Genomic DNA, 20,962 nt, shown 5'->3' with positions numbered 1-20,962 from the left:
GTAATGGGTGATCAGCGTCGATCGGGAGGTCACCCGTGAAAAAGATCATCAACGACCCGGCGACCGTGGTGGTGGATGCGTTGCGCGGGATGGCGCTCGCGCACGCCGATCTCTTGGACGTCCAGTACGACCCGGCTGTGGTGGTGCGGGCGGACGCGCCGGTGCCGCGCAAGGTGGCCGTGATCTCGGGTGGCGGGTCGGGGCACGAGCCGTTGCACGGGGGGTTCGTGGGACGGGGGATGCTTGATGCCGCCTGTCCGGGTGCGGTGTTCACGTCGCCTACGCCTGATCAGGTGGCGGCGGCCGTTGCGCGTACGGATGGTGGCGCGGGGGCGTTGTTGATCGTGAAGAACTACACCGGTGACGTGCTGAACTTCGAGACTGCGGCTGAGTTGGGTGCTGCGGACGGCGTGGACGTGCGAACGGTTGTGATCGACGACGATGTCGCGGTCAAGGACTCGCTCTACACGGCCGGGCGGCGTGGCGTGGGTGGGACCGTGCTGTTGGAGAAGATCGTCGGTGCCGCGGCTGAACGTGGGGTCGATCTCGACGGGTGTGAGGCGTTGGCGCGGCGGGTTGTCTCGCAGGTGCGGTCTATGGGGTTGGCGTTGACGGCGTGCACGGTGCCGCACGCGGGGGAGCCGTCGTTCACGCTGGGCGACGACGAGATGGAACTGGGCATCGGCATTCACGGCGAGCCTGGGCGGCGGCGGGTGCCGGTGGGGCCGGCGGATGAGTTGGTGCCTGCGTTGCTGGACCCGATCTTGGAGGACATGCCGCTCGGTGAAGGGGGCCGGGTGTTGCTGTTCACGAACGGGATGGGTGGGACGCCGTTGATCGAGTTGTACCTCGCGCACGGCATTGCGGAGACGCTGCTGGCGGAACGGGGGGTTGCGGTGGAACGGCGGCTGGTCGGGCCGTACATCACCAGTCTGGAGATGCAGGGCATGAGCCTGACCGTGCTCAAGCTGGACGACGAGATGGTGGAGTTGTGGGACGCGCCCGTGCACACGCCGGCGCTGCGGTGGGGCGTCTGATGGAGTGCACGGCGGAGTCTGTCGCGGAGGCGCTGCGGGCGGTGGCGGCGGTCGTGGTCGAGCACCGGGACGAGCTGAACCGGCTGGACCGGGCGATCGGTGACGGCGACCACGGCGAGAACATGGCCCGGGGGTTCACCGCGCTGGTGTCCAAATTGGATGATCATGTGCCGTCGTCGCCGGGTGGGGTGCTGAAGTTGGTGGCCACGACGTTGATCTCCACGGTTGGTGGCGCGGCGGGGCCGTTGTACGGGACGGCGTTCCTGCGTGCGGCCACGTCGGTCGGTGACGTCGCGTCGTTGGACGGTGCGGTGGTCGCGGCGGCGTTGCGGGCCGCGTTGGACGGTGTGGTGGCGCGGGGTAAGGCCGAGCTGGGGGACAAGACGATGGTGGACGCGCTGACGCCGGCTGTGGCGATGGCGGAGTCCGTGGCGGTTGGTGGTGGGGTGGCCGAGGTGTTGTCGGCGGCGGCTGACGCGGCCGAGTTGGGGGCCGACTCGACGGTGCCGTTGGTGGCGCGGAAGGGGCGTGCGTCGTACCTGGGTGAGCGCAGTGCGGGGCATCTCGATCCGGGAGCGCGCTCGACGTCGTTGTTGCTGCGGACGTTCGCGGGGCGTGCGCGGTGATCGGGCTCGTGGTGGTGTCGCACAGTCGGCAGTTGGCGTTGGGCGTGGCCGAGTTGGCCGGGCAGATGGCGCCCACGGTGGCGATCGTGCCGTCCGGTGGGGATGGGGAGGGTGGGCTGGGTACAGATTTCCTGGCTGTTGGGGAGGCGATCGCGGAGGCCGATTCGGGTGACGGCGTGGTCGTGTTGTTCGACCTGGGGAGCGCGAAGATGGTTGCCGACATGGCTGCCGAGGAGGCGGACGGGTCGGTGATGGTCGTGGACGCGCCGTTGGTCGAGGGGGCGGTGGCGGCGGCCGTTCGGGCTCAGGGTGGTGCCGGGTTGGCTGAGGTGGCCGCGGCTGCGGCGTCGGCTGCCGGTGTGTCGTCGGATTCTGGCTCGCCGCCTGTGTTGCGGCTGGTGGGGGATTCGGTGCGGGTCGAGGTGGAGTTGACCAACTCGGTCGGGTTGCACGCGCGGCCGGCGGCGTTGGTGGTGCGGGCTTTGGATCCGTTGGACGCCTCGGTGGTGGTGCGGTTCGGCGAGGAAGAAGCGGATGCGAAGAGTGTGCTGGCGTTGATGGGGTTGGGTGCGCCGGGAGGTGCGCGGGTCGAGGTCGTGGCGAGCGGTGCGGACGCTGCGGAAGCCGTGCGGCGGGTGGAGGAGTTGGCCGCGCGGCAGTTCGGTGAATGACCTGCGTCGCTGGACCGATTACTTGCTCGATACCGATGGTGAAGCTCACGCTAACGACGCGTGACCACCGTGGGATAGTCGCGACAAGTTACCGTCTGGTAGCCACTCCGGTGAGTGGGAGGTAAACAGTGACGCGCCAGTTCAGCACGGTCGGAGTCGTCGGTCTCGGCACCATGGGGGCCGGTATCGCCGAGGTCCTCGCCCGGACCGGCATCACTGTCGTGGCGGTGGACGTGGACGAGGCCGGGTTGGCTCGCGGACGCGGCCACCTGCACCACTCGACGGACCGCGCGGTGGCGGGCGGCAAGCTGTCCTCGGAGGAGCGGGACGCCACGTTGGCCCGGATCTCGTACGCCACGTCGTTGGACGCGCTGGCCGGGGTCGACCTGGTGATCGAGGCCGTGCCGGAGCGGATGGAACTCAAGGCCGCCGTGTTCACCGAGCTGGACCGGATCTGCGGGCCGGACACGGTTTTCGCGTCCAACACGTCGTCGCTGTCGATCACCGAGATCGGTGTCCACACCGGACGGCCGGGCAAGGTCGTCGGCATGCACTTCTTCAACCCCACGCCGGTGTTGAAGCTGGTCGAGGTGATCCGGACGGTCGTCACCGAGCCGGACGTGGTGACCGACGTGGTCGCGTTCGCCGAGGGGTTGGGCAAGACGCCCGTCGTCATCGGCGACCGGGCCGGGTTCATCGCCAACGCGCTGTTGTTCGGGTACCTCAACCACGCGGTGCGGATGTACGAATCCCGTTATGCGACAAGGGAAGACCTCGACGCGGCCATGCGCTACGGCTGCGGCTACCCGATGGGTCCGCTGGCGCTGCTCGACCTGATCGGGCTGGACACCGCGTACGAAATCCTCGACACGATGTACCACCAGTCGCGCAACCGGCTGCACGCGCCGGCGCCGTTGCTGAAGCAGATGATCATGGCGGGCTTGTTGGGGCGGAAGAGCGGGCGCGGCTTCTATACGTATGACGGGCCGGACTCGCCGGTCGTGGTGCCGGACGTGCACACGCCTGTTGCTGCTGCGGACGCCGTGTCGGCGCGGGAGATCCAGCGGGTCGGCGTGATCGGCACCGGCACCATGGCCACCGGCATCGTGGAGGTGTTCGCCAAGCGCGGGTACGACGTGGTGCTGCGGGCGCGGTCGGCGGAGAAGGCTTCCGCGGCGGTGGCCAAGGTGCGCAAGTCGTTGGAGAAGGCGGTGTCGCGCGGCAAGCTCTCGGCGGAGGACCGTGACGCGGCGTTGGCCCGCATTGCGCCCGTCGTCGAGTTCTCGGACTTGGCCGACTGCGATCTTGTGGTCGAGGCGGTGGCCGAGGAGCTGTCGATCAAGAAGACCGTGTTCGAGGCGTTGGACGAGGTGTGCAAGCCCGGTGCGGTGCTGGCCACGACGACGTCGTCACTGCCGGTGATCGAGTGTGCCGCCGCGACCGCGCGGCCCGGTGACGTGGTCGGCCTGCACTTCTTCAACCCGGCGCAGGTGATGAAACTGGTCGAGGTCGTGGAGACCATCTCGACGTCGGCCGAGGTCGTCGCCAGCGCCCGTCGTGTGTGCCTGGACCTGGGCAAGGTGCCGGTGCACTGCGGCGACCGGGCCGGGTTCATCGTCAACGCGCTGCTGTTCCCGTACCTGAACGACGCGGTGAAGATGCTGGAGGCGCACTACGCGTCGGCCGACGACATCGACAACGCGATGAAGGTCGGCTGCTCGTTGCCGATGGGGCCGTTCGAGCTGCTTGACGTGGTGGGGCTGGACGTGTCGCTGGCCATCGAGCGGACCCTGTACCTGGAGTTCCGGGAGGCCGGCTTCGCCCCGGCGCCGCTGTTGGAGCACCTGGTGAAGGCCGGGCGTCTGGGCCGCAAGACCGGCAAGGGTTTCCGCGACTACTCGGTCTGACTCGCCGGTTGTTCCCTGGTCGCTCGCCGGTTGCTCGCCGGTTGTGTGGCCTGATGGTGTGGCGGGATTCGGGGTTTGGCATCGTGGACACCATGCGGCGTGTGGCGATCTCGCTCCTGGTGGTGGCGTTCGGTCTGACGAGCGCTTGTGCGTACACGGTCAACGGCACTCCGTTGGCGGAGCAGGTGCTCGACGTCGACCCGCCGTTCACCTCGGTGCAGCCCACACCGACGGGGTCGGCCAAGCCGTCCAACGAGCCGTCCGGGGCGGTCGGTGACGTGTGCGCGTTGATGGGGTGGAAGGACCTGCCCTACGACGTGCCGGACAAGAACGCGAAGCCGACGGACACCGGGTACGACGACACGTTCGACCAGTCGTGCAAGTGGCAGACGTCGGTCGACTCGCTGGACGTGGGCGTGACGCTCCGGTTCCGCGAGGGGCGGGCGATCACGCTGGAGCAGAGCAACGGCGAGTACGACCTGGCGGACCGGAAGGTGAAGTACTTCGACCGGACCACGGACACGTCCGTGCAGCCGTCGTGCGTGCTGGTGATGGACTACGCCGGTGGCGGGATCGGGATCATCGTGATCGACGGCTCGGCCCGCTTCGGCGGCATCTGCGACCAGGGCAAGAAGGTGGCCGAGGTGCTGCTGGAGAAGGAACCGGCCAGCTGACACCGGCCGGGCTGCCCGGTCACCTGCCTCCGGTCGCCGGTCACCGGCGATCGGTGACCGGCGACCGGCGACCGGTGATCGGCCAGGCTGACCCGCGCCTGATACGCGTCCTGCGAGCCGACATCCCGGCCGCCGCTCCCCGGCCCCGAAGCCATGCGCGGCGGCCGGCGACTTGTCCGGCACCAATCCCTGGCCTGTCCGACCTCGCTGATCCGATCTTGGCCCTCTGGGAGCTGACCTCGGCGCTCTTGGAGGGCTTGCCGTCAGCCGTCAGCCGCAGCAGCCGCCGCCGCAGCACCCACCGCCACCGCCGCCACCGGCGGGAGCGTCGGCTTTGCCGCCGAGGCCGGCCATGGAGAGCAGCTTCACGGTGTCGTCGTGGCCGTTCGGGCACGGCGCGGGGGCGGAGGCTTCGCTCATCGACCGCTTCACGTCGAAGGTCGAACCGCACGCCTTGCAACGGAATTCGTAGGTGGGCACGTCGCTCATTCTCCCCGGCGCGGCGGTGCCAGCACCAGCAAGGGCACCCCAACCGCCGATACCGCGGCGAGCAACGTCAACAACGGCAGGCTGTGCACCCAGCCCAGACCCGCGGCGGCCACGTGGGTGCCGGTGAACGTCGCCACCCACGTCCGCGCTCTCGGTCGCAACCACACCGGAGCCAGTGCGGAAGCGGCTGTGACCAGCAACAACATCGTCGTGCCGAGCAGCACGCCCTGGCTGATCCCGGGTGGCTGACCGACCGGCGCATCGCGCTCCTGGAACACCGGCCGCACCCGGCCACCGGGCGGGACATCCGTAGGCGACGGTTCGACCAGCAGCCCGCGCACCACCGGCAGCAGCGTCACCGCTACTTCCGCCATCAGGAGCACGGTTAACAGGACCCGCTGCCACTTGCTCACCCAGTGGACCGTAGGCGATCGCCCTCGGCGAGCCCGGATACCCTCGCTTCCCGTGCCCCGCCGTAACCGCCCGCGACGCCCCGACGAGCCGTCACCCATCGGTGGGCACGGCTGGGCACGCGCCGAGAGCGCCCCGGACGGCGAGTGGCTGGTGCGCACCGTCTCCGGCGCCGCCACCACCAAGACCTACCGCTGCCCGGGCTGCGACCACGAGATCCGCCCCGGCACCGCGCACGTCGTCGCCTGGCCCGCCGCCGACTACGGCTCGGTCGAGGACCGCCGCCACTGGCACCAGGCCTGCTGGTCGTCACGCGGCCGGAGAGGCCCCACGTCCCGTCGTTGGTGACGGTGTGTGCCCTCCCGGCGTGCCGTCCGGGTGTCCGGTGGGTGGCACGATGTCGCCGTGCGCGACGCCCGTGTGGATCAGACCCGTGTGGATCAGGACGGCCCGATCACTGCCAACACCGTGCTCCCAGCGCGCCGGGAAGCGGTGACGTTGCGGACCGAGGACGGGCTCGCGCTGGTCGGCGAGTTGGCGCTGCCGGTCGACCGGCAACCACGGGCCACGCTGGTGCTGCTGCACCCGTTGCCGACGCACGGCGGGATGATGGACTCCCACCTCTACCGCAAGGCGGCGTGGCGGCTGCCCGCGTTGGCCGACCTCGCGGTGTTGCGGTTCAACACGCGCGGCACGGCCAGTGAGGCAGGGCGCAGCGAGGGCGCGTTCGACCACGCCGTCGGCGAGCGGCTGGATGTCGCCGCCGCTCTGGCGTTCACGGCCGAGCGCGGACTGCCCTCGGTGTGGCTCGTGGGCTGGTCGTTCGGCACCGACCTCGCGCTGATGCACGGGTGCGACCCGGTGGTCGAGGGCGCCGTGTTGATCTCACCTCCTCTGCGGTGGAGCGGGACCGAGCACCTGCGTGTCTGGGCGCGTGCGGGCAAACCGGTGGTGTGCCTGGTGCCGGAGTTCGACACCTACCTGCCACCGGCCGAGGCCAGGCGGCGGTTCGGCGCGGACATCCCGACCGCGGACGTGATCGACTTCCCCGGTGCCAAGCACCTCATGGTCGGGCACGCCGACGAGGTGCTGGACGCGATCGTGTCCGCGGCCGTGCCCGAGGTGCCCACGCCGTTGCCGCGCACCTGGTCCGGCCCCCACGAGCGGCATCAGGTGACCATCGTGGCCTCCTGAAGCCGCCAGACCAGCACCGGACCCAGGGCGGTGGTGGTGTCGCCCACGTGCGCGAAGCCCAGCTTCTCCGCTCTCATCCGGTTCCGGGTTGGGGGTCATGGGGGCGAAGGTAGCGAGGGGGTCCGACAATTTCGGGCATGGAATCTGCTCCGCTTGTCCTGCTGCACGCCTTCCCGCTCGACTCGCGCATGTGGGACGGGGTGCGTGACCTGCTGAAACCGATCACACCGGACCAGCGGGGCGGTGATCGTTCACCCGATCTGGTGGCTGTTGCGGATGACGTGTTGAGGCTGCTCGACGAGCGGGGGATCGAGCGGGCGGTGCTCGGCGGGTGCTCGATGGGCGGGTACGTGGCGATGGCCGTGCTGCGGCGTGATCCGTCGCGGGTGGCGGGGCTGGTGCTGGCCGACACGCGGGCCGGGGCGGACACGGACGAGGCGCGGGCGAATCGGTTGGCGATGGCCGCTCGGGTCGAGGCGGAGGGCCTCGGGTGGGTGCCGGACGCCGTGGTGGGTGGGTTGCTCGCGCCCGGGGTGGACGCGGCGGTGGCCGGGCGGGTGCGGGAGTTGATCCTCGGGCAGGACCCGGCTGAGGTGGCGTGGGCGCAGCGGGCGATGGCTGCGCGGCCGGATTCGGCGGAGGTGCTGTCGGGGGTGGATGTGCCCGCGTTGGTGCTGGTGGGGGAGCACGACGCCCTCACACCGCCCGCGCTGGCCCGGGAGTTGGCGGGGGTGCTGTGGCGTGCGGAGTACGTCGAGTTGGCGGGCGCCGGGCACTTGACGCCGTTGGAGGCACCGGAAGCGTTCGCCTCGGCCGTGGCGGACTGGCGGCGGCGCGTCGGGGTGTGACGGCGGCGTGCCGATCGGTCGACTCACGGGGCGGGGGCGCAGGCCTCACGTGTTCTGAGCGTTGAATTCGGCGGTCCTGAACGTAGGACACGCCTGTTCTGAACGTAGGACACGCGCGTTCTGAACGTAGGACACGCCCGACCTGAGGGTTCGACTCTCGGGGTGGGTGGGGTTAGCGCTTGGCTGTTTGGGGTTTGGGGTTGGGGCGGGCGATTTTTTGGGTGGGGGCGTCCGGGGTCGGCTTTTCGGCTTCGGGGGTGGTGGCTGTTGCTCCGGGGGTGGGGGTGGGGGTGGGGGTGGGTTGTGCAGGTGCGGGCTTGGCGGGGGTGGGGCTGGGGGTGGAGGGGGTCTCGGTTTGGGTGGGTTGGGGGGTGGGGGCGTGGGTGGTGGGGGGCTGGGGGCGTTCTTCTTCCAGTGGGTCCAGGAGGGGGGTTACGTCGTGTAGGGCGGTGCGGACGGAGTGCAGCTGCTGGGAGAGGCGGTTGCGGAGTTGCTTGAGGGCGTCTACCTGCTGGGTGGCCTGGGTGACGCGGCGGTTGGATTCCTCCGTGGCCTCGCGCACTCGGCGGTTCGCCTCGTCGGTCGCCTCCTGGACGCGGGCGGTGGCCTCGCTGATGGAGTCGTGACGGCGGCGGTTGGCCTCTTCGGTGGCCTCGCGCACCAGGCGCTGCGCCTCGGCGTTCGACGCGGCCTTCTCCTGGGCGATCTGGGCGTGGACGCGGGCGGCTTCCTCGGCGGCCTCGCGCACGCGCCGGTCGGCCTCGGCCTTCGACGACGCCTCCTGCTCGGCCAGCGTCTTCATCGACTCGACCCGGCGCGCCGCCATCGCGATCTCGAAGTCCTCCTCCACCGTGGTCCGGCGCTGGAGCGACTCCTGGTCCAACCGGGTGGCCTCGGCACGGGCCTCGCCCACGATCCGGTCGGCCTCGGCGCGCGCCTTCTCCAGCACGCCCCGGTGCTCGGCCTCCATGGCGGTGCGCCGCTGGTCGAGTTCGGCGATCAGGTTCTCGTACCGGGTGCGCAGCACCCCCGCGTCGGACTCGGCCTTGGCGCGGATGTGCCCGCCCTCGGCCTCGGCCCGCGCCTTGATCTCGTTCGCCTCGTCCTGGGCGAGCCGCAGCATCCGCTGCAACCGCTCGCTCAGCCCCTCCAACGTCGTGGGCGGCAACGACAGCCGCTCCACCTGGCCGCGCAGCTCGGCGATCTCCGACCGGGCCGCCTCCAGCTGCCGGGCCAGGTCGTTGGTCTGCGACACCGCCGCGTCCCGATCGGCCGCCAGCAGGCGCAGATCGGAGTCCAGCCGTTCCAGGTGGTCCTCGACCTGGGCGCGGTCGTAACCGCGCTTGACGATGTCGAAGCCGGATCCCAGGGGGACGAGGTCACGGTCGTCGGCGAGGCCCATGCCGTGCACGCTACCCGCTCCCGATGTGCGACCGGCACCTGCCGGCCGCACATCGTGGGTGATTTCGCTTTACACGCCCCGGAAACGGTTGATTTCGGTCAGGTGCGCGGCGCGCAGCTCGTGGTCCCGGACACCCAGGCCCTCCGACGGCGCCAGCGCCAGCACGCCGACCTTGCCCTGGTGGGCGTTGCGGTGCACGTCGTACGCCGCCTGCCCGGTGTCCGCCAACGAGTACACCTTGGACAGTGTCGGGTGGATCTTCCCCTTGGCGACCAACCGGTTGGCCTCCCACGCCTCGCGGTAGTTGGCGAAGTGCGAGCCGATGATCCGCTTGAGGTGCATCCACAGGTACCGGTTGTCGTACTGGTGCATGAACCCGCTGGTGGACGCGCACGTGACGATCGTTCCGCCGCGCTTGGTCACGAACACCGACGCGCCGAACGTCTCCCGGCCGGGGTGCTCGAACACGATGTCCGGGTCGTCACCGCCGGTCAGCTCGCGGATCCGCGCGCCGAGCCGCTTCCACTCGCGCGGGTCCTGCTCGTGCTCGTCCTTCCAGAACTTGTAGCCCTCGGCACTGCGGTCGATGATCAGCTCCGCGCCCATCTTGCGGCAGATCTCGGCCTTCTCCGGTGACGACACCACGCACACCGGGGTCGCGCCGCCGTTGAGCGCGAACTGGGTGGCGTACGAGCCCAGACCGCCGGACGCGCCCCAGATCAGCACGGTGTCGCCCTGCTTCATGTTCGCGCCGTTGGTCGACACCAGCTGCCGGTACGCGGTGGAGTTCACCAGCCCGGGCGACGCGGCTTCCTCCCAGGTCAGGTGGTCCGGCATCGGCATCAGCTGGTTGGACTTGACCAGCGCGACCTCGGCCAGCCCGCCGTAGTTGGTCTCGAAACCCCAGATGCGCTGCTCCGGGTCGAGCATGGTGTCGCTGTGCCCGTCGTGGTGCTCCAGTTGCACGTCCAGGCAGTGCGCGACGACCCGGTCACCGGGCTTCCACGCGTTCACACCGGGGCCGGTGCGCAGCACCACGCCCGCCAGGTCGGAGCCGACCACGTGGAACGGCTGGTCGTGCCGGCCGCCGTACTTCTTCAGGAACGCGAACGTCGGCAGCGGCTCGAAGATCGAGGTCCACACGGTGTTGTAGTTGATGGCGCTGGCCATCACCGCGACCAGTGCCTCACCGGGGCCCAGCTCGGGCGTGGCGATCTCGTCGACGTGCAGCGACTTGCGCGGGTCCTTGTCCTTGGTCGGCAGACCTTCGAACATCTTGACCTCGTCGGCGTGCACCGTCACGCCCCGGTAGCTCTCCGGTACGTCGAGTGATCCGATCGCGTCCAATTCGTCCGCGAGGATCGCGTCGAGGATCTTCTGCACGGCGTTCCCTCCCAATGGGGGCTTTCGGGATGGTGGTGTGGCGCTGGATGAGGTCCACGGAGGTTGCCGGAGGTTACCCACGGGTAACCGATTCAGAACGCGTGCTGTGAGACACCGCACTGCCATTTCGCCCGATCGGGTCACTTGGCCTGATCGGGGCGTCTTGACCGGGCGGCCAACCAAGCGCACCATCGACGTTGTCCGAAGTCACAGGACGGAGGTGCAGGTCATGGCAAAGGCGTGGACCAGGTGGCAGGACTGGGCCGAGGTCGTCATCGGCGTCCTCGTGCTGCTCTCGCCCCTGGTGGTGGAAACCACCACGGGGGCCATGTGGACGATGATCGTGCTCGGCGCACTGATCGCCATCGACGGCCTCGTGTCGCTCGCGATGCCCGGGATGGTGTACGGCGAGTGGTTCCAGATGGTCCTGGGCGCGCTGTTGTTCATCTCCCCGTGGGTGATCGGCTACAGCGAGCTGACGGCGGCTTCGTGGGTGTCGTGGGTCGGCGGCGTGCTGACCGTCGCGGCAGGCGCGATGGCGGTGCCGCTGGCGAACGCGGCGCACGGCGGTCGGATCGCCGGAACCGCGTGAGCAAGTGAGACGACCGGGCCCACGGCGGGAGCCGTGGGTCCGATTACACCGATTACACCGAAAGGCACACCATTGGCAGAGGACTCGTCGGCCCGTGAACGCATCCTGCGAGCGGCCGAGGAGTTGTTCGCCCAGTCGGGCTTCGACGCCACGCCCACCTCGCGCATCGCCGAACGGGCCGCGGTGCCCAAGGGGCTCGTGCACTACTACTTCCGCCGCAAGACCGACCTGCTGGCGGCACTCGTGCAGCGCCTGCCGGACGGGACCGTGGACGCGCGCCGGGTCGTGGTGGTGGGCGACATCGCGGAGAGCCTGCGCCGGCTGGTCGCCGCGCTGGACGCCCGGCTCAACGCGTCACCGCTGCTCAGCCACCTGCTGTGGCGTGAGGCGGACACGCACACGGCGGTCCGCGACGCGCTGCACGACCGCTACCAGTCGGTGGCGCGGCAGATCCGCAACGTCATCATCGCCGCCGGTGGGGCGGCGGTGGCGACGAAGGACGTCGACAGCGCCTCCGCGCTGCTCGCGCTCGCGGTCAGCTACCGGCACTCGGTCGCCCGGCACGCGCCGGACGACGACCGGATGGACCTGGAGCTGACCTTCGTGGCCTCCGCGCTCGAACAGCCGGCGTCGGGTCCGGTCGTGTTCGTGCAACCCGCCCACGAACAGCCCGTACAACCTCAGTGAGCAGGTGACGCGGCCGGTTCCACCAGCTCCACCAGCACGCCGCCCGCGTCCTTCGGGTGTACGAAGTTGACCCGGCTGTCGGACGTTCCGCGCCGCGCCTGCTCGTACAGCATCCGCAACCCCTTGGCGCGCAGCGCCTCGGCGGCGGCGTCCACATCGGACACCCGGTAGGCCAGTTGCTGGAGCCCCGGCCCGGACCGGCCGATGAACTTCGCGATGGTCGATTCCGGCGTCAGCGGCGCGAGGAGCTGCACGGCGGTGCCCGTGCCGTCGTCGCCCGGCGCGCGCAGCATCGCCTCCCGGACGCCCTGCTCCTCGTTGACCTCCTCGTGCGCGACTTCCAGGCCGAAGTGCTCGCGGTGGAACGCGATCGCGTCGTCGAGGTCGGGCACGGCGATGCCGACGTGGTCGATGGCGGTGACGAACCCGCGGAGTTCTTCCATGGCAGCAAAGGGTAGTGACCGAATCGGTGCAGGTCCCGCTGTGCGACGCCTCACACGGCTACTCCACGGTAACCGTGGGTATCGTGGCGTGTTAACAACCGCTTACACGCTCACACCGACCGCTTACACCCGCTGTGGAGGCTGCTGTGTCCGGTTCCGTCATCGTCGCCGGGGCCCGAACCCCGATGGGGCGACTGCTCGGATCGTTGAAGGACTTCTCCGGCGCCCAGCTCGGCGGCGTCGCGATCAAGGCGGCCCTCGAACGGGCCGGTGTCGCGCCCGAGCAGGTGCAGTACGTGATCATGGGCCAGGTGCTGACCGCGGGCGCGGGCCAGATCCCGGCGCGCCAGGCCGCGGTGAACGCGGGCATCCCGATGACCGTGCCCGCGTTGACGATCAACAAGGTGTGCCTGTCGGGTATCGACGCCATCGCGTTGGCCGACCAGCTCATCCGGGCGGGTGAGTTCGACATCGTGGTGGCGGGTGGTCAGGAGTCCATGACCCAGGCGCCGCACCTGCTGCCGAAGTCGCGCGGCGGGTTCAAGTACGGCGACGTGTCGATGATCGACCACATGGCCTACGACGGGCTGTTCTGCGCGTTCGACCAGGTCGCGATGGGGTCGTCGACGGAGAAGTTCAACGCCCGGTACGGCCTGACGCGGGAGGAGCAGGACGCGTTCTCGGCTCGTTCGCACCAGTTGGCCGCCAAGGCTGCGGACGATGGTGTGTTCGCCGAGGAGATCGCTCCGGTTTCGATTCCGCAGCGCAAGGGCGACCCGGTGCTGTTCAGCACTGACGAGGGTGTGCGCGGCGACACCACGGTGGAGACGCTGGCCAAGCTGCGACCGGCGTTCGCTTCCGACGGCACGATCACGGCGGGCTCGGCGTCGCAGATTTCTGACGGCGCGGCGGCTGTGGTGGTGATGAGCAAGGCCAAGGCCGAGGAGTTGGGGCTGACCTGGCTCGCGGAGATCGGCGCGCACGGGGTGGTGGCCGGTCCGGACGCCAGCCTGCATGAGCAGCCCGCGAACGCGATCAAGGCGGCGTGCGCGAAGGAGGGCATCGACCCGGCTGAGCTGGATTTGGTCGAGATCAACGAGGCGTTCGCGGCTGTCGGTGTGGTTTCTACGCGTGAACTGGGGATCTCCGAGGACAAGGTCAACGTCAACGGCGGGGCGATTGCTTTGGGGCACCCGATCGGCATGTCGGGTGCTCGTATCGCGCTGCATCTGGCGTTGGAGTTGAAGCGCCGTGGTGGTGGAGTGGGCGCGGCTGCCCTGTGTGGCGGTGGTGGTCAGGGCGATGCGCTGATCGTGCGCGTCCCTAAGGTCTAGCGGTGTGGTTCGCACTGTTGATGTAGCAGAGCTGGTCGACCGCGCGCGTGAGGGACAACCGCGCGCGGTCGGCCGGCTGATTTCGTTGGTGGAGGACGCCAGCCCGCAGTTGCGGGAGGTGGCGGGCGCGTTGGCGCCGTTTTGTGGGAACGCCCAGGTCATCGGGTTGACGGGGGCGCCGGGGGTGGGGAAGTCCACGTCCACGTCTGCGCTGGTTGGGGCTTATCGCGCGCGTGGGAAACGGGTCGGTGTGCTGGCGGTGGACCCGTCGTCACCGTTTTCCGGCGGGGCTCTGCTTGGTGATCGGGTGCGGATGGGGGAGCACGCCACCGATCCCGGTGTGTTCATCCGGTCCATGGCTACGCGTGGTCACTTGGGTGGGTTGTCTTGGGCTACGCCGCAGGCACTGCGTGTGCTCGATGCGGCGGGTTGTGACGTGGTGTTGGTCGAGACGGTCGGGGTGGGGCAGTCCGAGGTCGAGGTGGTGTCGCTGGCCGACACGACGGTGGTGCTGCTCGCGCCTGGGATGGGTGACGGGATACAGGCCGCCAAGGCGGGCATCCTGGAGATCGCGGACGTGTTCGTGGTGAACAAGGCGGACCGTGAGGGTGCCGACCGGACGGCGCGGGAGCTCAAGCACATGATCTCCATGGGGCGGCGGGACCGGGAGGGGGGTGTGTGGCGGCCTCCTGTGGTCAAGACGGTCGCGTCGCGGTCTGAAGGGCTGGACGGGGTTGTGGACGCCATCGACGCGCACCATGCGTGGCTGGTGGAACGCGGTGAGCTGGAACGACGGCGTGCGACTAGGGCTGCGGGCGAGATCGAGGCCATCGCGTTGGAGCGGCTGCGGTCCCGGATCGGCGGATTGGGTGGTGCGTCGGCGCTCGAAACGCTGGCCAAACGGGTCGTGGCGGGGGAGCTGGACCCCTACGCTGCGGCTGATCGACTGGTCGAGGGGGTGAGCGCGTGATGCCAGGGGGTATGGCGCCGGTGGTGGTGGACATCGGGACGCGGGATACGCGTCGGGTGGTCATCGGTGGTGTGGTGTCGGGCGTGCTGGGTGTGTTGGCGCTGGTGGGGGCGGTGAGCGCGTATTCCGATGGCGAGGGTGTCGGCGGGACGATCGCGCTGGTCATCGGGTTGGGGCTCACCGGTATCGCGGTGGGCGCGGTGGTGAACTGGAAGAGGATTTCTCGGCCTCGGAAGCTCGTGTTCGAGGGTCCTGGGGTGCGGTGGGACGACCCGGCTGGTGCGCCTTGGGCGGTGGCGTGGCAGGAGTTGGGTGCGGTGCGGATCTCGCGGACGCGGGAACGGGTTGTGAACCCGGCTGATGCGATCGTGCGCCGGACGATGGTTCGGCTCGATCTGCTGCCTGCCGATCAGCAGGCGTTTCGGGCGCGGCACGCTGACATGGCGCACCTGGTCCGGGAGGACGGCGCCTACCGGCTTCCGCTGGGTGACGCGGCGGCGTTGATTCCGGTGGTCGAGCGGGCGGTGATGGCGTTCGCGCCGCAGCTGTACCGAGGGGTGCAGGACGAGGGCTTCACGGTCGGGTTGTCGTGAACGCGATTGAGATTCCGTTCGGCAACCGGGCTGAGCGACGGGCAGCGTTGGCGATTCAGCTCGGGCTCACCCTTTTTGGTGCCTTGCTGATGTTCCTGTCCTACGCCGATGGTCATGTGGCGGCGATGGTCGTTGGGCCGCTGGTGGCGCTCGGTGGGCTGGTCGGTGGTGGTGTCTGGCGGCGGCGGGCTCGGGTGCGGCGGCTCATCGTGGAACAGGAGGGGTTGCGTTGGGAGGAGAAGGGCGGGTCTTGGGCGGTGCCGTGGTACGAGTTGGCTGCGGTGGCGCTGGCGGTTAGCGGTGGGGACAAGCGGTCGCTGTGGGTGCATTTGGTTCCGGTGGACCCGCAGGCCTTTGCGGCGACCTATCAGAGCGTGCCGTCCACCGTGCACGGTCACTGGATTCAGTTGGTCGACGACAGCGGGGGCGAGTTGTTGGACCTGGGGTTGCGGCGGTTTGCTCCGCAGCTCTACCGGGGGTTCGTGCCGCACTTCAGCGGTGGTTAGGGCGTCGTTGCCAGGTGTGCCTCGTGTTGGGAGACCGCCTTGCGCCACAGGTGGTCGCGGTCTTCGGGTGGGAGCACTAGGCCGTAGACGTCGGCTAGGGCGGCGAACCAGTCGGACGGGTCGTCCAGCAGGGTTTTGGTGGTTGTCTCTTCGATGCGGGACAGGGTCAGGGCGCGTAGGACGTCCCAGCCCTTGCCGTCCGCGCGTAGTGCGCCGAACGTGCGTACGAAGCCTGACTCCGGTGACGTGGAGAGGTCCACGTGTCGGTCGGCGAAGTGGTCCAGGGTGACCGACTGCGGTGCGAAGTCCATGGCCAGGAAGCTGCCTCGGACGTCGTGCGTCAGGCGCCAACCGCCTGGCGCTACCACCGACGGGCGCAGACCGAAGGTGAACGGGCCCTGTTGGTAGGTGCCCTCACGCAGTGGTAGTGGCGAGTGCAGGCCGTCGCCTAGACCGGCGTCCACCAACCAGGCGTCATCGGAGTCCGGTAGGTCGCGCACGGTGAGGACCAGGTGGTTGCGGGTGATGCCCGGGGTGTCGTCCTCCGTCATCTGGACGCCGCCGGGGTGTCTGGTCACGTGGTAGCCGAGGGCGTGCAGCAGTTCGGCGAAGGCGGCGTTGAGGTGGAAGCAGTAGCCGCCGCGGCCGGCCAGCACGCGTGCCACCGAGTCGTGCGGGTCCAGCGAGGTCATCCGGCCTAGTTGGATTTCGACCGTCTCGTATGGCACGCGCTCCACGAACGCTTGGTGCAAGCGGGTCAACGCCTCGGTGCTGGGGCGTTCGGCGCTGGTCAGGCCGAGGCGGCGGAGGAAGGCGTGGACATCAAGCGCGGCCATGTTGAAAATCCCCCGTCCGGGTGGGTCGGCGAAGCCGGGACTTCCGACTCTAGGCAAGAGCGATCACAGAGCCGAACGTTTTAGCCAGCGACTGGGGGACAAAGGGGCACGATGTACGACTCCGCTGGGCTTCAGGTCCTCTCTCGCGAGGAATGTCTGAAGCTGCTCGGCACGGCTGCCATCGGTCGGCTGGTCTACACGGACCGGGCACTGCCGGTGGTGCACCCTGTCGTGTTCGTGCTCGACGGTGAGCGCGTCGTGCTGCGCGTGCCCGAGGGCAGCGCGACCCTCGTCGCCCGGGACACGATCGTCGCGTTCCAGATCGACGACGTCGCGCCCGACCTGTCCCGAGGCTGGACCGTGATGGCGGTCGGGCACGTCACCGAGGTCGAGGAGGAGAGGCAGCTGCAACGGCTGCGTCAGTTGCCGCTGGCCTCGCGCGGGTACGGCGGGCGCGATCGCTACCTGATCGTCGATCTAGAGGTCCTGTCCGGCCGTCGCATCCCGTAGTGGAAGACGTTAACCTCGGATACCTCCGACCCGGAGGGTGGTCTCGGGTGGCTGGATCCCCGGATGCGAACGCCGCGGTGCGGCTGGACGGCCTGGTGCGCGAGCTCACCGACCGGACCGCCGAGGTGATCGTCTCGCAGGAGCGGCTGCACCGGCTGCTGGCCGCGGTCGTGTCGTTGGCGAGCGATTTGTCGCTGCCGGACGTGCTGCGCCGCATCGTGGAGTCCTCGTGCAGCCTGGTCGGCGCCCGTTACGGCGCGCTGGCCGTGGTCGGGCCGAACCGGCAGCTGCTGGAGTTCACCTTCGGCGACGGCCACCACCACACCGACTTCGAGGGGACCACGTTCGACCCGACCGCGCCCGGTTTCCTGGGCGTGCCGGTGCACGTGCGGGGCGAGGTGTTCGGCAACCTCTACCTGACCGACAAGGAGGGCGGCGCCGATTTCACCCTCGCCGACCAGGAGATCGTGGTGGCGGTGGCCGCGGCGGCGGGTATCGCGATCGAGAACGCCCGGCTCTACGAGCAGTCGCGGCAGCGCGAGGTGTGGCTGCGCGCGTCCAACGAGGTGACGAACGCGCTGCTCACCGGCACCCCGGACCGGGACGCGCTGCGCTTGGTCGCGGTGCGCGCCCGCCTGGCCGCGGACGGCGTGAGCGCGCTGCTGGCGTTGCCCGATGTGCAGGGTCAGCTGGCCGTTCGGGTGATGGACGGCGAGCTGCGCGGGTTCAGCGTGTCCCGCGAGGGCGGTGCGGCCCAGGAGGTGTTCGACACCGGCAAGGCCAAAGTGCTCGACGGGCTGCCCGGCCACACCGACCGGATCGGCCCGGTGGTCGTTGTGCCGCTGGCCGCGGGCGATCGGGTGCTGGGTGTGCTGATGGTCGCGCGGGCCCGTGAGCAGCGGGCGTTCGACGCGTCGGACGTGGCGTTGGTCGAGTCGTTCGCCCGGCAGGCCGCGCTGATCCTGGAGTTCACCCGGGCCACCGGCGCGGGGCGGCGGCTGGCAGTGCTGGAGGACCGCGACCGGATCGCCCGCGACCTGCACGACCTGGTCGTGCAGCGGCTGTTCGGCCTGGGCCTGGGGTTGCAGAGCATGAACGGGCTGGTGGAGCAGCCGGTGGTGGCGCAGCGGCTGGCGGATTTCGTCACCGAGGTCGACCAGACCATCCGGGAGATCCGGCGCACCATCTTCTCGTTGCAGGAGCCGCCCGCCGGCGCGGCCGACCTGCGCACGCAGCTGATGAAGGTCGTGCAGGAGTCGTCCCGGCTGCTCGGCTTCGAGCCCGCGTTCGCCATGGACGGGCCGGTCGACTCGGTGGTGCCCGACCACGTGCGGCCGGACCTGTTGGCCACGTTGCGCGAGGCGTTGGCCAATGCCGCCCGGCACGCGTCGGCGAAGAAAGTCGAGGTGGAGGTCGCGGTCGACCGCGCGGCGACGGAACTTCGGCTGGTTGTGCGGGACGACGGTGACGGACTGCCGTCCCGGCGCGATAGGCACACCGGAGGGCTGGTCAACATGGCGGCGCGGGCCGCCAGGTGGGACGGTTCTTGCGAGGTCGACTCGGCCGAGGGGCGGGGCGTGACCGTGACGTGGTGCGTGCCGTTGGTGTAGGCGTAGAGGCAGGGGAGGGCCATGTCCATTTCGGTGTTGCTCGTCGACGACCACGAGATCGTGCGGCGTGGTCTGCAACAGCTGCTGGCGGTGGAGTCCGACATCGACGTGGTCGGTGAGGCGGAGAGCGCGGTCGCGGCCGTGTCCGCCGCCGCGTTCCACCGGCCCGACGTGGCCGTCATCGACGTGCGGCTGCCGGACGGCGACGGCGTCACGGTGTGCCGGGAGATCCGTTCGACGGTCCAGCCGCCGCCCGCGTGCCTGATGCTGACCTCGTACTCGGACGACGAGGCGCTGTTCGGCGCGATCATGGCGGGCGCGGCCGGGTACATGCTCAAGCAGGTCTCCGGCAACGACCTGGTGTCCGCGATCCGCACGCTGGCCGCGGGCGGGTCGCTGCTGCACTCCGGCGTCACCGCGACCGTGCTGCAACGGCTGCGCGGCGGACCGGTCGAGGACCCGCGCTACGCGGCGTTGAGCCCGCAGGAGCGGCGGATCCTCGACCTGATCGCCGAGGGCCTGACCAACCGGCAGATCGCGAACCGGCTGTACCTGGCCGAGAAGACGGTCAAGAACTACGTCTCCTCGCTGCTGCACAAGCTGGGTTTCGACCGGCGGACCGAGGCCGGTGTCTACGCCGCCCGCAGGCGGCAGAACGGTGGGTCCGGGATCTAGCCCGTTACAGCGGCCAACCGACCAGCATCGGAGTGGTCGCGGCGGCGGGCGCGGTCGGGTCCGGTAGTGGCATACCCGGGCAGGTCAGGTCACGCGGCGGTACCTTCCCGTCCACGATGAACGCTTCCACGATGTCGTCCACGCACGGGTTGCCGAAGCCGTAGACGCCGTGGTCGCCCTCGTCGTTCACGGTGAGCAGCCGTGAGCCCTCGAAGTTGCGGTGGGCGCGCTGGGCGCCTTCCAGCGGCGTGGCCGGGTCGCGCACCGACTGGACCATGAGGATCGGCGGCACGCCCTTGCCGGTCGGCTTCTTCAGCTCCAGCGGCGGCCGGTTCCAGAACGCGCACGGCGCGAGGGTCTGGTAGTAGCCGACCAGCGGGTACTGCCGGCCCAGCCGTTCCGCCTCGGCGGCCAGCGTGGCGCGGTTGTGCTTGAACTTCGTGTCGTTGCACGTGACGGCGTACAGCGTGGCGCTCTGCGCGTCCGGGTACTGGGTCAGGGCTTGCGGTGGCTGCGCCAGTGCCGTGACGCCGGAGTCCACCGCCTGGGTGAGCCAGGCGAGCGAGTCCGCCGCGTCCTGGAACAGCAGCTTGCTGTACTGCGCCTGGATCAGCACGAAGTCCAGGCGGACGCCGTCGACCACGCTCCCGTCCGGCAGCGTCAGCGGGTTGGCAGCCAACTTGGCGCGGGTCGTCTCGTAGACCTGCCGGACCTGCTCACCGGTCGTGCCCAGGTGGTAGACGCTGTCGTACTTGGCCGCCCACGGCAGGAAGTCGGTGCGGAACCGGCGTTCGAAGCCGTAGCCGAAGTTGTCGAAGATGTCCTGGAACGTGCTGGTGAAGTCGGTGTTCGAGTCGAGCACGAACTTGTCCACCCGGTTCGGGAAGTAGGTGGCGTAGTAGGCCCCCATCCAGGAGCCGCCCGAGTAGCCGATCCAGCTGATCTTCTCCCGGCCCAGCAGCCCGCGCAGCAGGTCCAGGTCGCGGACGGTCTGCTCGGTGTTCACCACGCGACCGAGCTCGCCGGAGCGGGTCTGGCAGGCGGTGGCCTGGAGCTCGGCGGCGTCGTAGAGCAGTTCGGTGTTGGCCCGACTGCGGTCGCGCGGGTCGGTGATGGAGGACCAGTAGAACCCGCCGCAGGTGACGTTCGTGCTCGCGCCCGTGCCGCGCGGGTCGATGCCGATGATCTCCATGGTGTCGACCAGCTTGGCGCGACCGGTGTAGATCAGCGGCAACGTCCGGCCGGGACCGCCCGGCCCGCCCGGGTTGGTCAGCGCGGAGCCCTTCTTGGCCACGCCGTCCTTCGACTTGAGCCGGCTCACCGCGATGGTGACGGTGCGGCCGTCGTCCGGCTTGCGCCAGTCGAACGGCGCCTGGAACGTGCCGCACTCCAGGTCGGGGTACGGGATGTCGGCGCATGCCGACCAGGTGATGGTCTGGGCCGTGATGGTGTGGTTCAGCCGTGGCTCCGGCTCGGCCTGCGCGTACGTCGGTAACGCGGCGGCGAGCAGGGCAGCGGATACGGCTGAGGCGAGTCTTACTCGCATGGATGTCCCCCTCCGGTC

24 protein-coding genes are annotated in these 20,962 nt (G+C 69.7%); 17 read left to right on the top strand and 7 right to left on the bottom strand.

The window, feature by feature from the left end:
* Positions 1 to 35 precede the first annotated feature (35 nt).
* The 5 genes from dhaK to ALI22I_RS33330 all read left to right on the top strand — a co-directional run bounded on the left by dhaK (position 36) and on the right by ALI22I_RS33330 (position 4,915).
* Positions 36 to 1,037, top strand: a complete 1,002-nt coding sequence (gene dhaK, locus ALI22I_RS33350; protein ID WP_077009540.1) for a dihydroxyacetone kinase subunit DhaK — start codon at positions 36 to 38, stop codon at positions 1,035 to 1,037.
* Complete coding sequence (gene dhaL, locus ALI22I_RS33345; protein ID WP_077010114.1) at positions 1,037 to 1,663, top strand: dihydroxyacetone kinase subunit DhaL; 627 nt, start codon at positions 1,037 to 1,039, stop codon at positions 1,661 to 1,663. The genes dhaK and dhaL overlap by 1 nt, the downstream gene beginning before the upstream one ends.
* Complete coding sequence (gene dhaM, locus ALI22I_RS33340) at positions 1,660 to 2,334, top strand: dihydroxyacetone kinase phosphoryl donor subunit DhaM (protein WP_077009539.1); 675 nt, start codon at positions 1,660 to 1,662, stop codon at positions 2,332 to 2,334. Before dhaL ends, dhaM begins: the two co-directional genes overlap by 4 nt.
* A gap of 128 nt (positions 2,335 to 2,462) precedes the next feature.
* Positions 2,463 to 4,241, top strand: a complete 1,779-nt coding sequence (locus ALI22I_RS33335) for a 3-hydroxyacyl-CoA dehydrogenase family protein (RefSeq protein WP_077009538.1) — start codon at positions 2,463 to 2,465, stop codon at positions 4,239 to 4,241.
* 92 nt (positions 4,242 to 4,333) lie between these two features.
* Positions 4,334 to 4,915: a DUF3558 family protein gene (locus tag ALI22I_RS33330; protein ID WP_077010113.1), complete on the top strand. Its 582-nt coding sequence runs from the start codon at positions 4,334 to 4,336 to the stop codon at positions 4,913 to 4,915.
* 270 nt (positions 4,916 to 5,185) lie between these two features.
* Here the strand turns inward: ALI22I_RS33330 and ALI22I_RS33325 are convergent, their stop codons facing one another.
* Both ALI22I_RS33325 and ALI22I_RS33320 read right to left on the bottom strand, forming a co-directional pair.
* Positions 5,186 to 5,395 carry an FmdB family zinc ribbon protein gene (locus ALI22I_RS33325; protein ID WP_077010112.1) on the bottom strand — a complete coding sequence of 70 codons (210 nt, stop codon included), beginning with the start codon at positions 5,393 to 5,395 and terminating at the stop codon, positions 5,186 to 5,188.
* A gap of 5 nt (positions 5,396 to 5,400) precedes the next feature.
* On the bottom strand, positions 5,401 to 5,817 hold the full coding sequence (locus ALI22I_RS33320; protein WP_077009537.1) for a hypothetical protein: 417 nt from the start codon (positions 5,815 to 5,817) through the stop codon (positions 5,401 to 5,403).
* A gap of 52 nt (positions 5,818 to 5,869) precedes the next feature.
* Between ALI22I_RS33320 and ALI22I_RS33315 the strand changes: the two genes are divergently transcribed.
* The 3 genes from ALI22I_RS33315 (at position 5,870) to ALI22I_RS33305 (ending at position 7,857) form a co-directional block, all read left to right on the top strand.
* A complete protein-coding gene (locus ALI22I_RS33315; RefSeq protein WP_077009536.1) occupies positions 5,870 to 6,163 on the top strand; it encodes a hypothetical protein in 294 nt (97 codons plus the stop codon).
* A gap of 57 nt (positions 6,164 to 6,220) precedes the next feature.
* Positions 6,221 to 7,009 (top strand): alpha/beta hydrolase, encoded by a 789-nt coding sequence (locus ALI22I_RS33310; RefSeq protein WP_238598713.1) that lies wholly within the window; start codon positions 6,221 to 6,223, stop codon positions 7,007 to 7,009.
* Between the two features lie 137 nt (positions 7,010 to 7,146).
* Positions 7,147 to 7,857: an alpha/beta fold hydrolase gene (locus ALI22I_RS33305; RefSeq protein WP_077009535.1), complete on the top strand. Its 711-nt coding sequence runs from the start codon at positions 7,147 to 7,149 to the stop codon at positions 7,855 to 7,857.
* A 172-nt stretch (positions 7,858 to 8,029) separates the two neighbouring features.
* On the opposite strand, the gene ALI22I_RS33300 is transcribed toward ALI22I_RS33305, so the two are convergent.
* Together ALI22I_RS33300 and ccrA are read right to left on the bottom strand one after the other, a co-directional pair.
* Positions 8,030 to 9,259, bottom strand: a complete 1,230-nt coding sequence (locus ALI22I_RS33300) for a chromosome segregation protein (protein WP_077010110.1) — start codon at positions 9,257 to 9,259, stop codon at positions 8,030 to 8,032.
* A gap of 69 nt (positions 9,260 to 9,328) precedes the next feature.
* Complete coding sequence (gene ccrA, locus ALI22I_RS33295) at positions 9,329 to 10,642, bottom strand: crotonyl-CoA carboxylase/reductase (RefSeq protein ID WP_077009534.1); 1,314 nt, start codon at positions 10,640 to 10,642, stop codon at positions 9,329 to 9,331.
* 229 nt (positions 10,643 to 10,871) lie between these two features.
* Here ccrA and ALI22I_RS33290 point away from each other — a divergent pair, with 229 nt between their 5' ends.
* Positions 10,872 to 11,234 carry an SPW repeat protein gene (locus ALI22I_RS33290; RefSeq protein WP_077010109.1) on the top strand — a complete coding sequence of 121 codons (363 nt, stop codon included), beginning with the start codon at positions 10,872 to 10,874 and terminating at the stop codon, positions 11,232 to 11,234.
* Between the two features lie 72 nt (positions 11,235 to 11,306).
* Complete coding sequence (locus tag ALI22I_RS33285; protein ID WP_077009533.1) at positions 11,307 to 11,921, top strand: TetR/AcrR family transcriptional regulator; 615 nt, start codon at positions 11,307 to 11,309, stop codon at positions 11,919 to 11,921.
* Here ALI22I_RS33285 and mce read toward each other — a convergent pair.
* Positions 11,915 to 12,364, bottom strand: coding sequence for a methylmalonyl-CoA epimerase (gene mce / locus ALI22I_RS33280; RefSeq protein WP_077009532.1), 450 nt, complete (start codon positions 12,362 to 12,364; stop codon positions 11,915 to 11,917). The two genes, ALI22I_RS33285 and mce, sit on opposite strands and share 7 nt — an antisense overlap.
* 146 nt (positions 12,365 to 12,510) lie before the next feature.
* Here mce and ALI22I_RS33275 point away from each other — a divergent pair, with 146 nt between their 5' ends.
* From ALI22I_RS33275 to ALI22I_RS33260, 4 genes are read left to right on the top strand one after another with little or no spacing between them, the layout of a single operon-like run.
* On the top strand, positions 12,511 to 13,698 hold the full coding sequence (locus ALI22I_RS33275; RefSeq protein WP_077009531.1) for an acetyl-CoA C-acetyltransferase: 1,188 nt from the start codon (positions 12,511 to 12,513) through the stop codon (positions 13,696 to 13,698).
* Between the two features lie 4 nt (positions 13,699 to 13,702).
* Complete coding sequence (gene meaB, locus ALI22I_RS33270; RefSeq protein ID WP_077009530.1) at positions 13,703 to 14,668, top strand: methylmalonyl Co-A mutase-associated GTPase MeaB; 966 nt, start codon at positions 13,703 to 13,705, stop codon at positions 14,666 to 14,668.
* Complete coding sequence (locus ALI22I_RS33265) at positions 14,668 to 15,261, top strand: hypothetical protein (RefSeq protein WP_238598712.1); 594 nt, start codon at positions 14,668 to 14,670, stop codon at positions 15,259 to 15,261. The genes meaB and ALI22I_RS33265 overlap by 1 nt, the downstream gene beginning before the upstream one ends.
* Positions 15,258 to 15,767: a hypothetical protein gene (locus ALI22I_RS33260; RefSeq protein WP_077009528.1), complete on the top strand. Its 510-nt coding sequence runs from the start codon at positions 15,258 to 15,260 to the stop codon at positions 15,765 to 15,767. Before ALI22I_RS33265 ends, ALI22I_RS33260 begins: the two co-directional genes overlap by 4 nt.
* Here ALI22I_RS33260 and ALI22I_RS33255 read toward each other — a convergent pair.
* On the bottom strand, positions 15,764 to 16,603 hold the full coding sequence (locus tag ALI22I_RS33255) for an arylamine N-acetyltransferase family protein (protein ID WP_077009527.1): 840 nt from the start codon (positions 16,601 to 16,603) through the stop codon (positions 15,764 to 15,766). The genes ALI22I_RS33260 and ALI22I_RS33255 overlap by 4 nt on opposite strands.
* Positions 16,604 to 16,714: 111 nt before the next feature.
* Between ALI22I_RS33255 and ALI22I_RS33250 the strand changes: the two genes are divergently transcribed.
* From ALI22I_RS33250 to ALI22I_RS33240, 3 genes are read left to right on the top strand one after another with little or no spacing between them, the layout of a single operon-like run.
* Positions 16,715 to 17,113, top strand: coding sequence for a pyridoxamine 5'-phosphate oxidase family protein (locus tag ALI22I_RS33250; RefSeq protein ID WP_077009526.1), 399 nt, complete (start codon positions 16,715 to 16,717; stop codon positions 17,111 to 17,113).
* 47 nt (positions 17,114 to 17,160) lie between these two features.
* Positions 17,161 to 18,723 carry a GAF domain-containing sensor histidine kinase gene (locus tag ALI22I_RS33245; protein WP_077009525.1) on the top strand — a complete coding sequence of 521 codons (1,563 nt, stop codon included), beginning with the start codon at positions 17,161 to 17,163 and terminating at the stop codon, positions 18,721 to 18,723.
* A 21-nt stretch (positions 18,724 to 18,744) separates the two neighbouring features.
* A complete protein-coding gene (locus tag ALI22I_RS33240) occupies positions 18,745 to 19,398 on the top strand; it encodes a response regulator (RefSeq protein WP_077009524.1) in 654 nt (217 codons plus the stop codon).
* Between the two features lie 4 nt (positions 19,399 to 19,402).
* On the opposite strand, the gene ALI22I_RS33235 is transcribed toward ALI22I_RS33240, so the two are convergent.
* On the bottom strand, positions 19,403 to 20,944 hold the full coding sequence (locus ALI22I_RS33235; protein WP_077009523.1) for an alpha/beta hydrolase: 1,542 nt from the start codon (positions 20,942 to 20,944) through the stop codon (positions 19,403 to 19,405).
* Positions 20,945 to 20,962 lie beyond the last annotated feature (18 nt).

The sequence above is a fragment of the Saccharothrix sp. ALI-22-I genome (assembly GCF_001984175.1).
In the GTDB taxonomy this organism is placed as follows: domain Bacteria; phylum Actinomycetota; class Actinomycetes; order Mycobacteriales; family Pseudonocardiaceae; genus Actinosynnema.
Note: the sequence above shows the minus strand (reverse complement) of the source record. Positions and strands in the feature narration are given on the sequence as shown.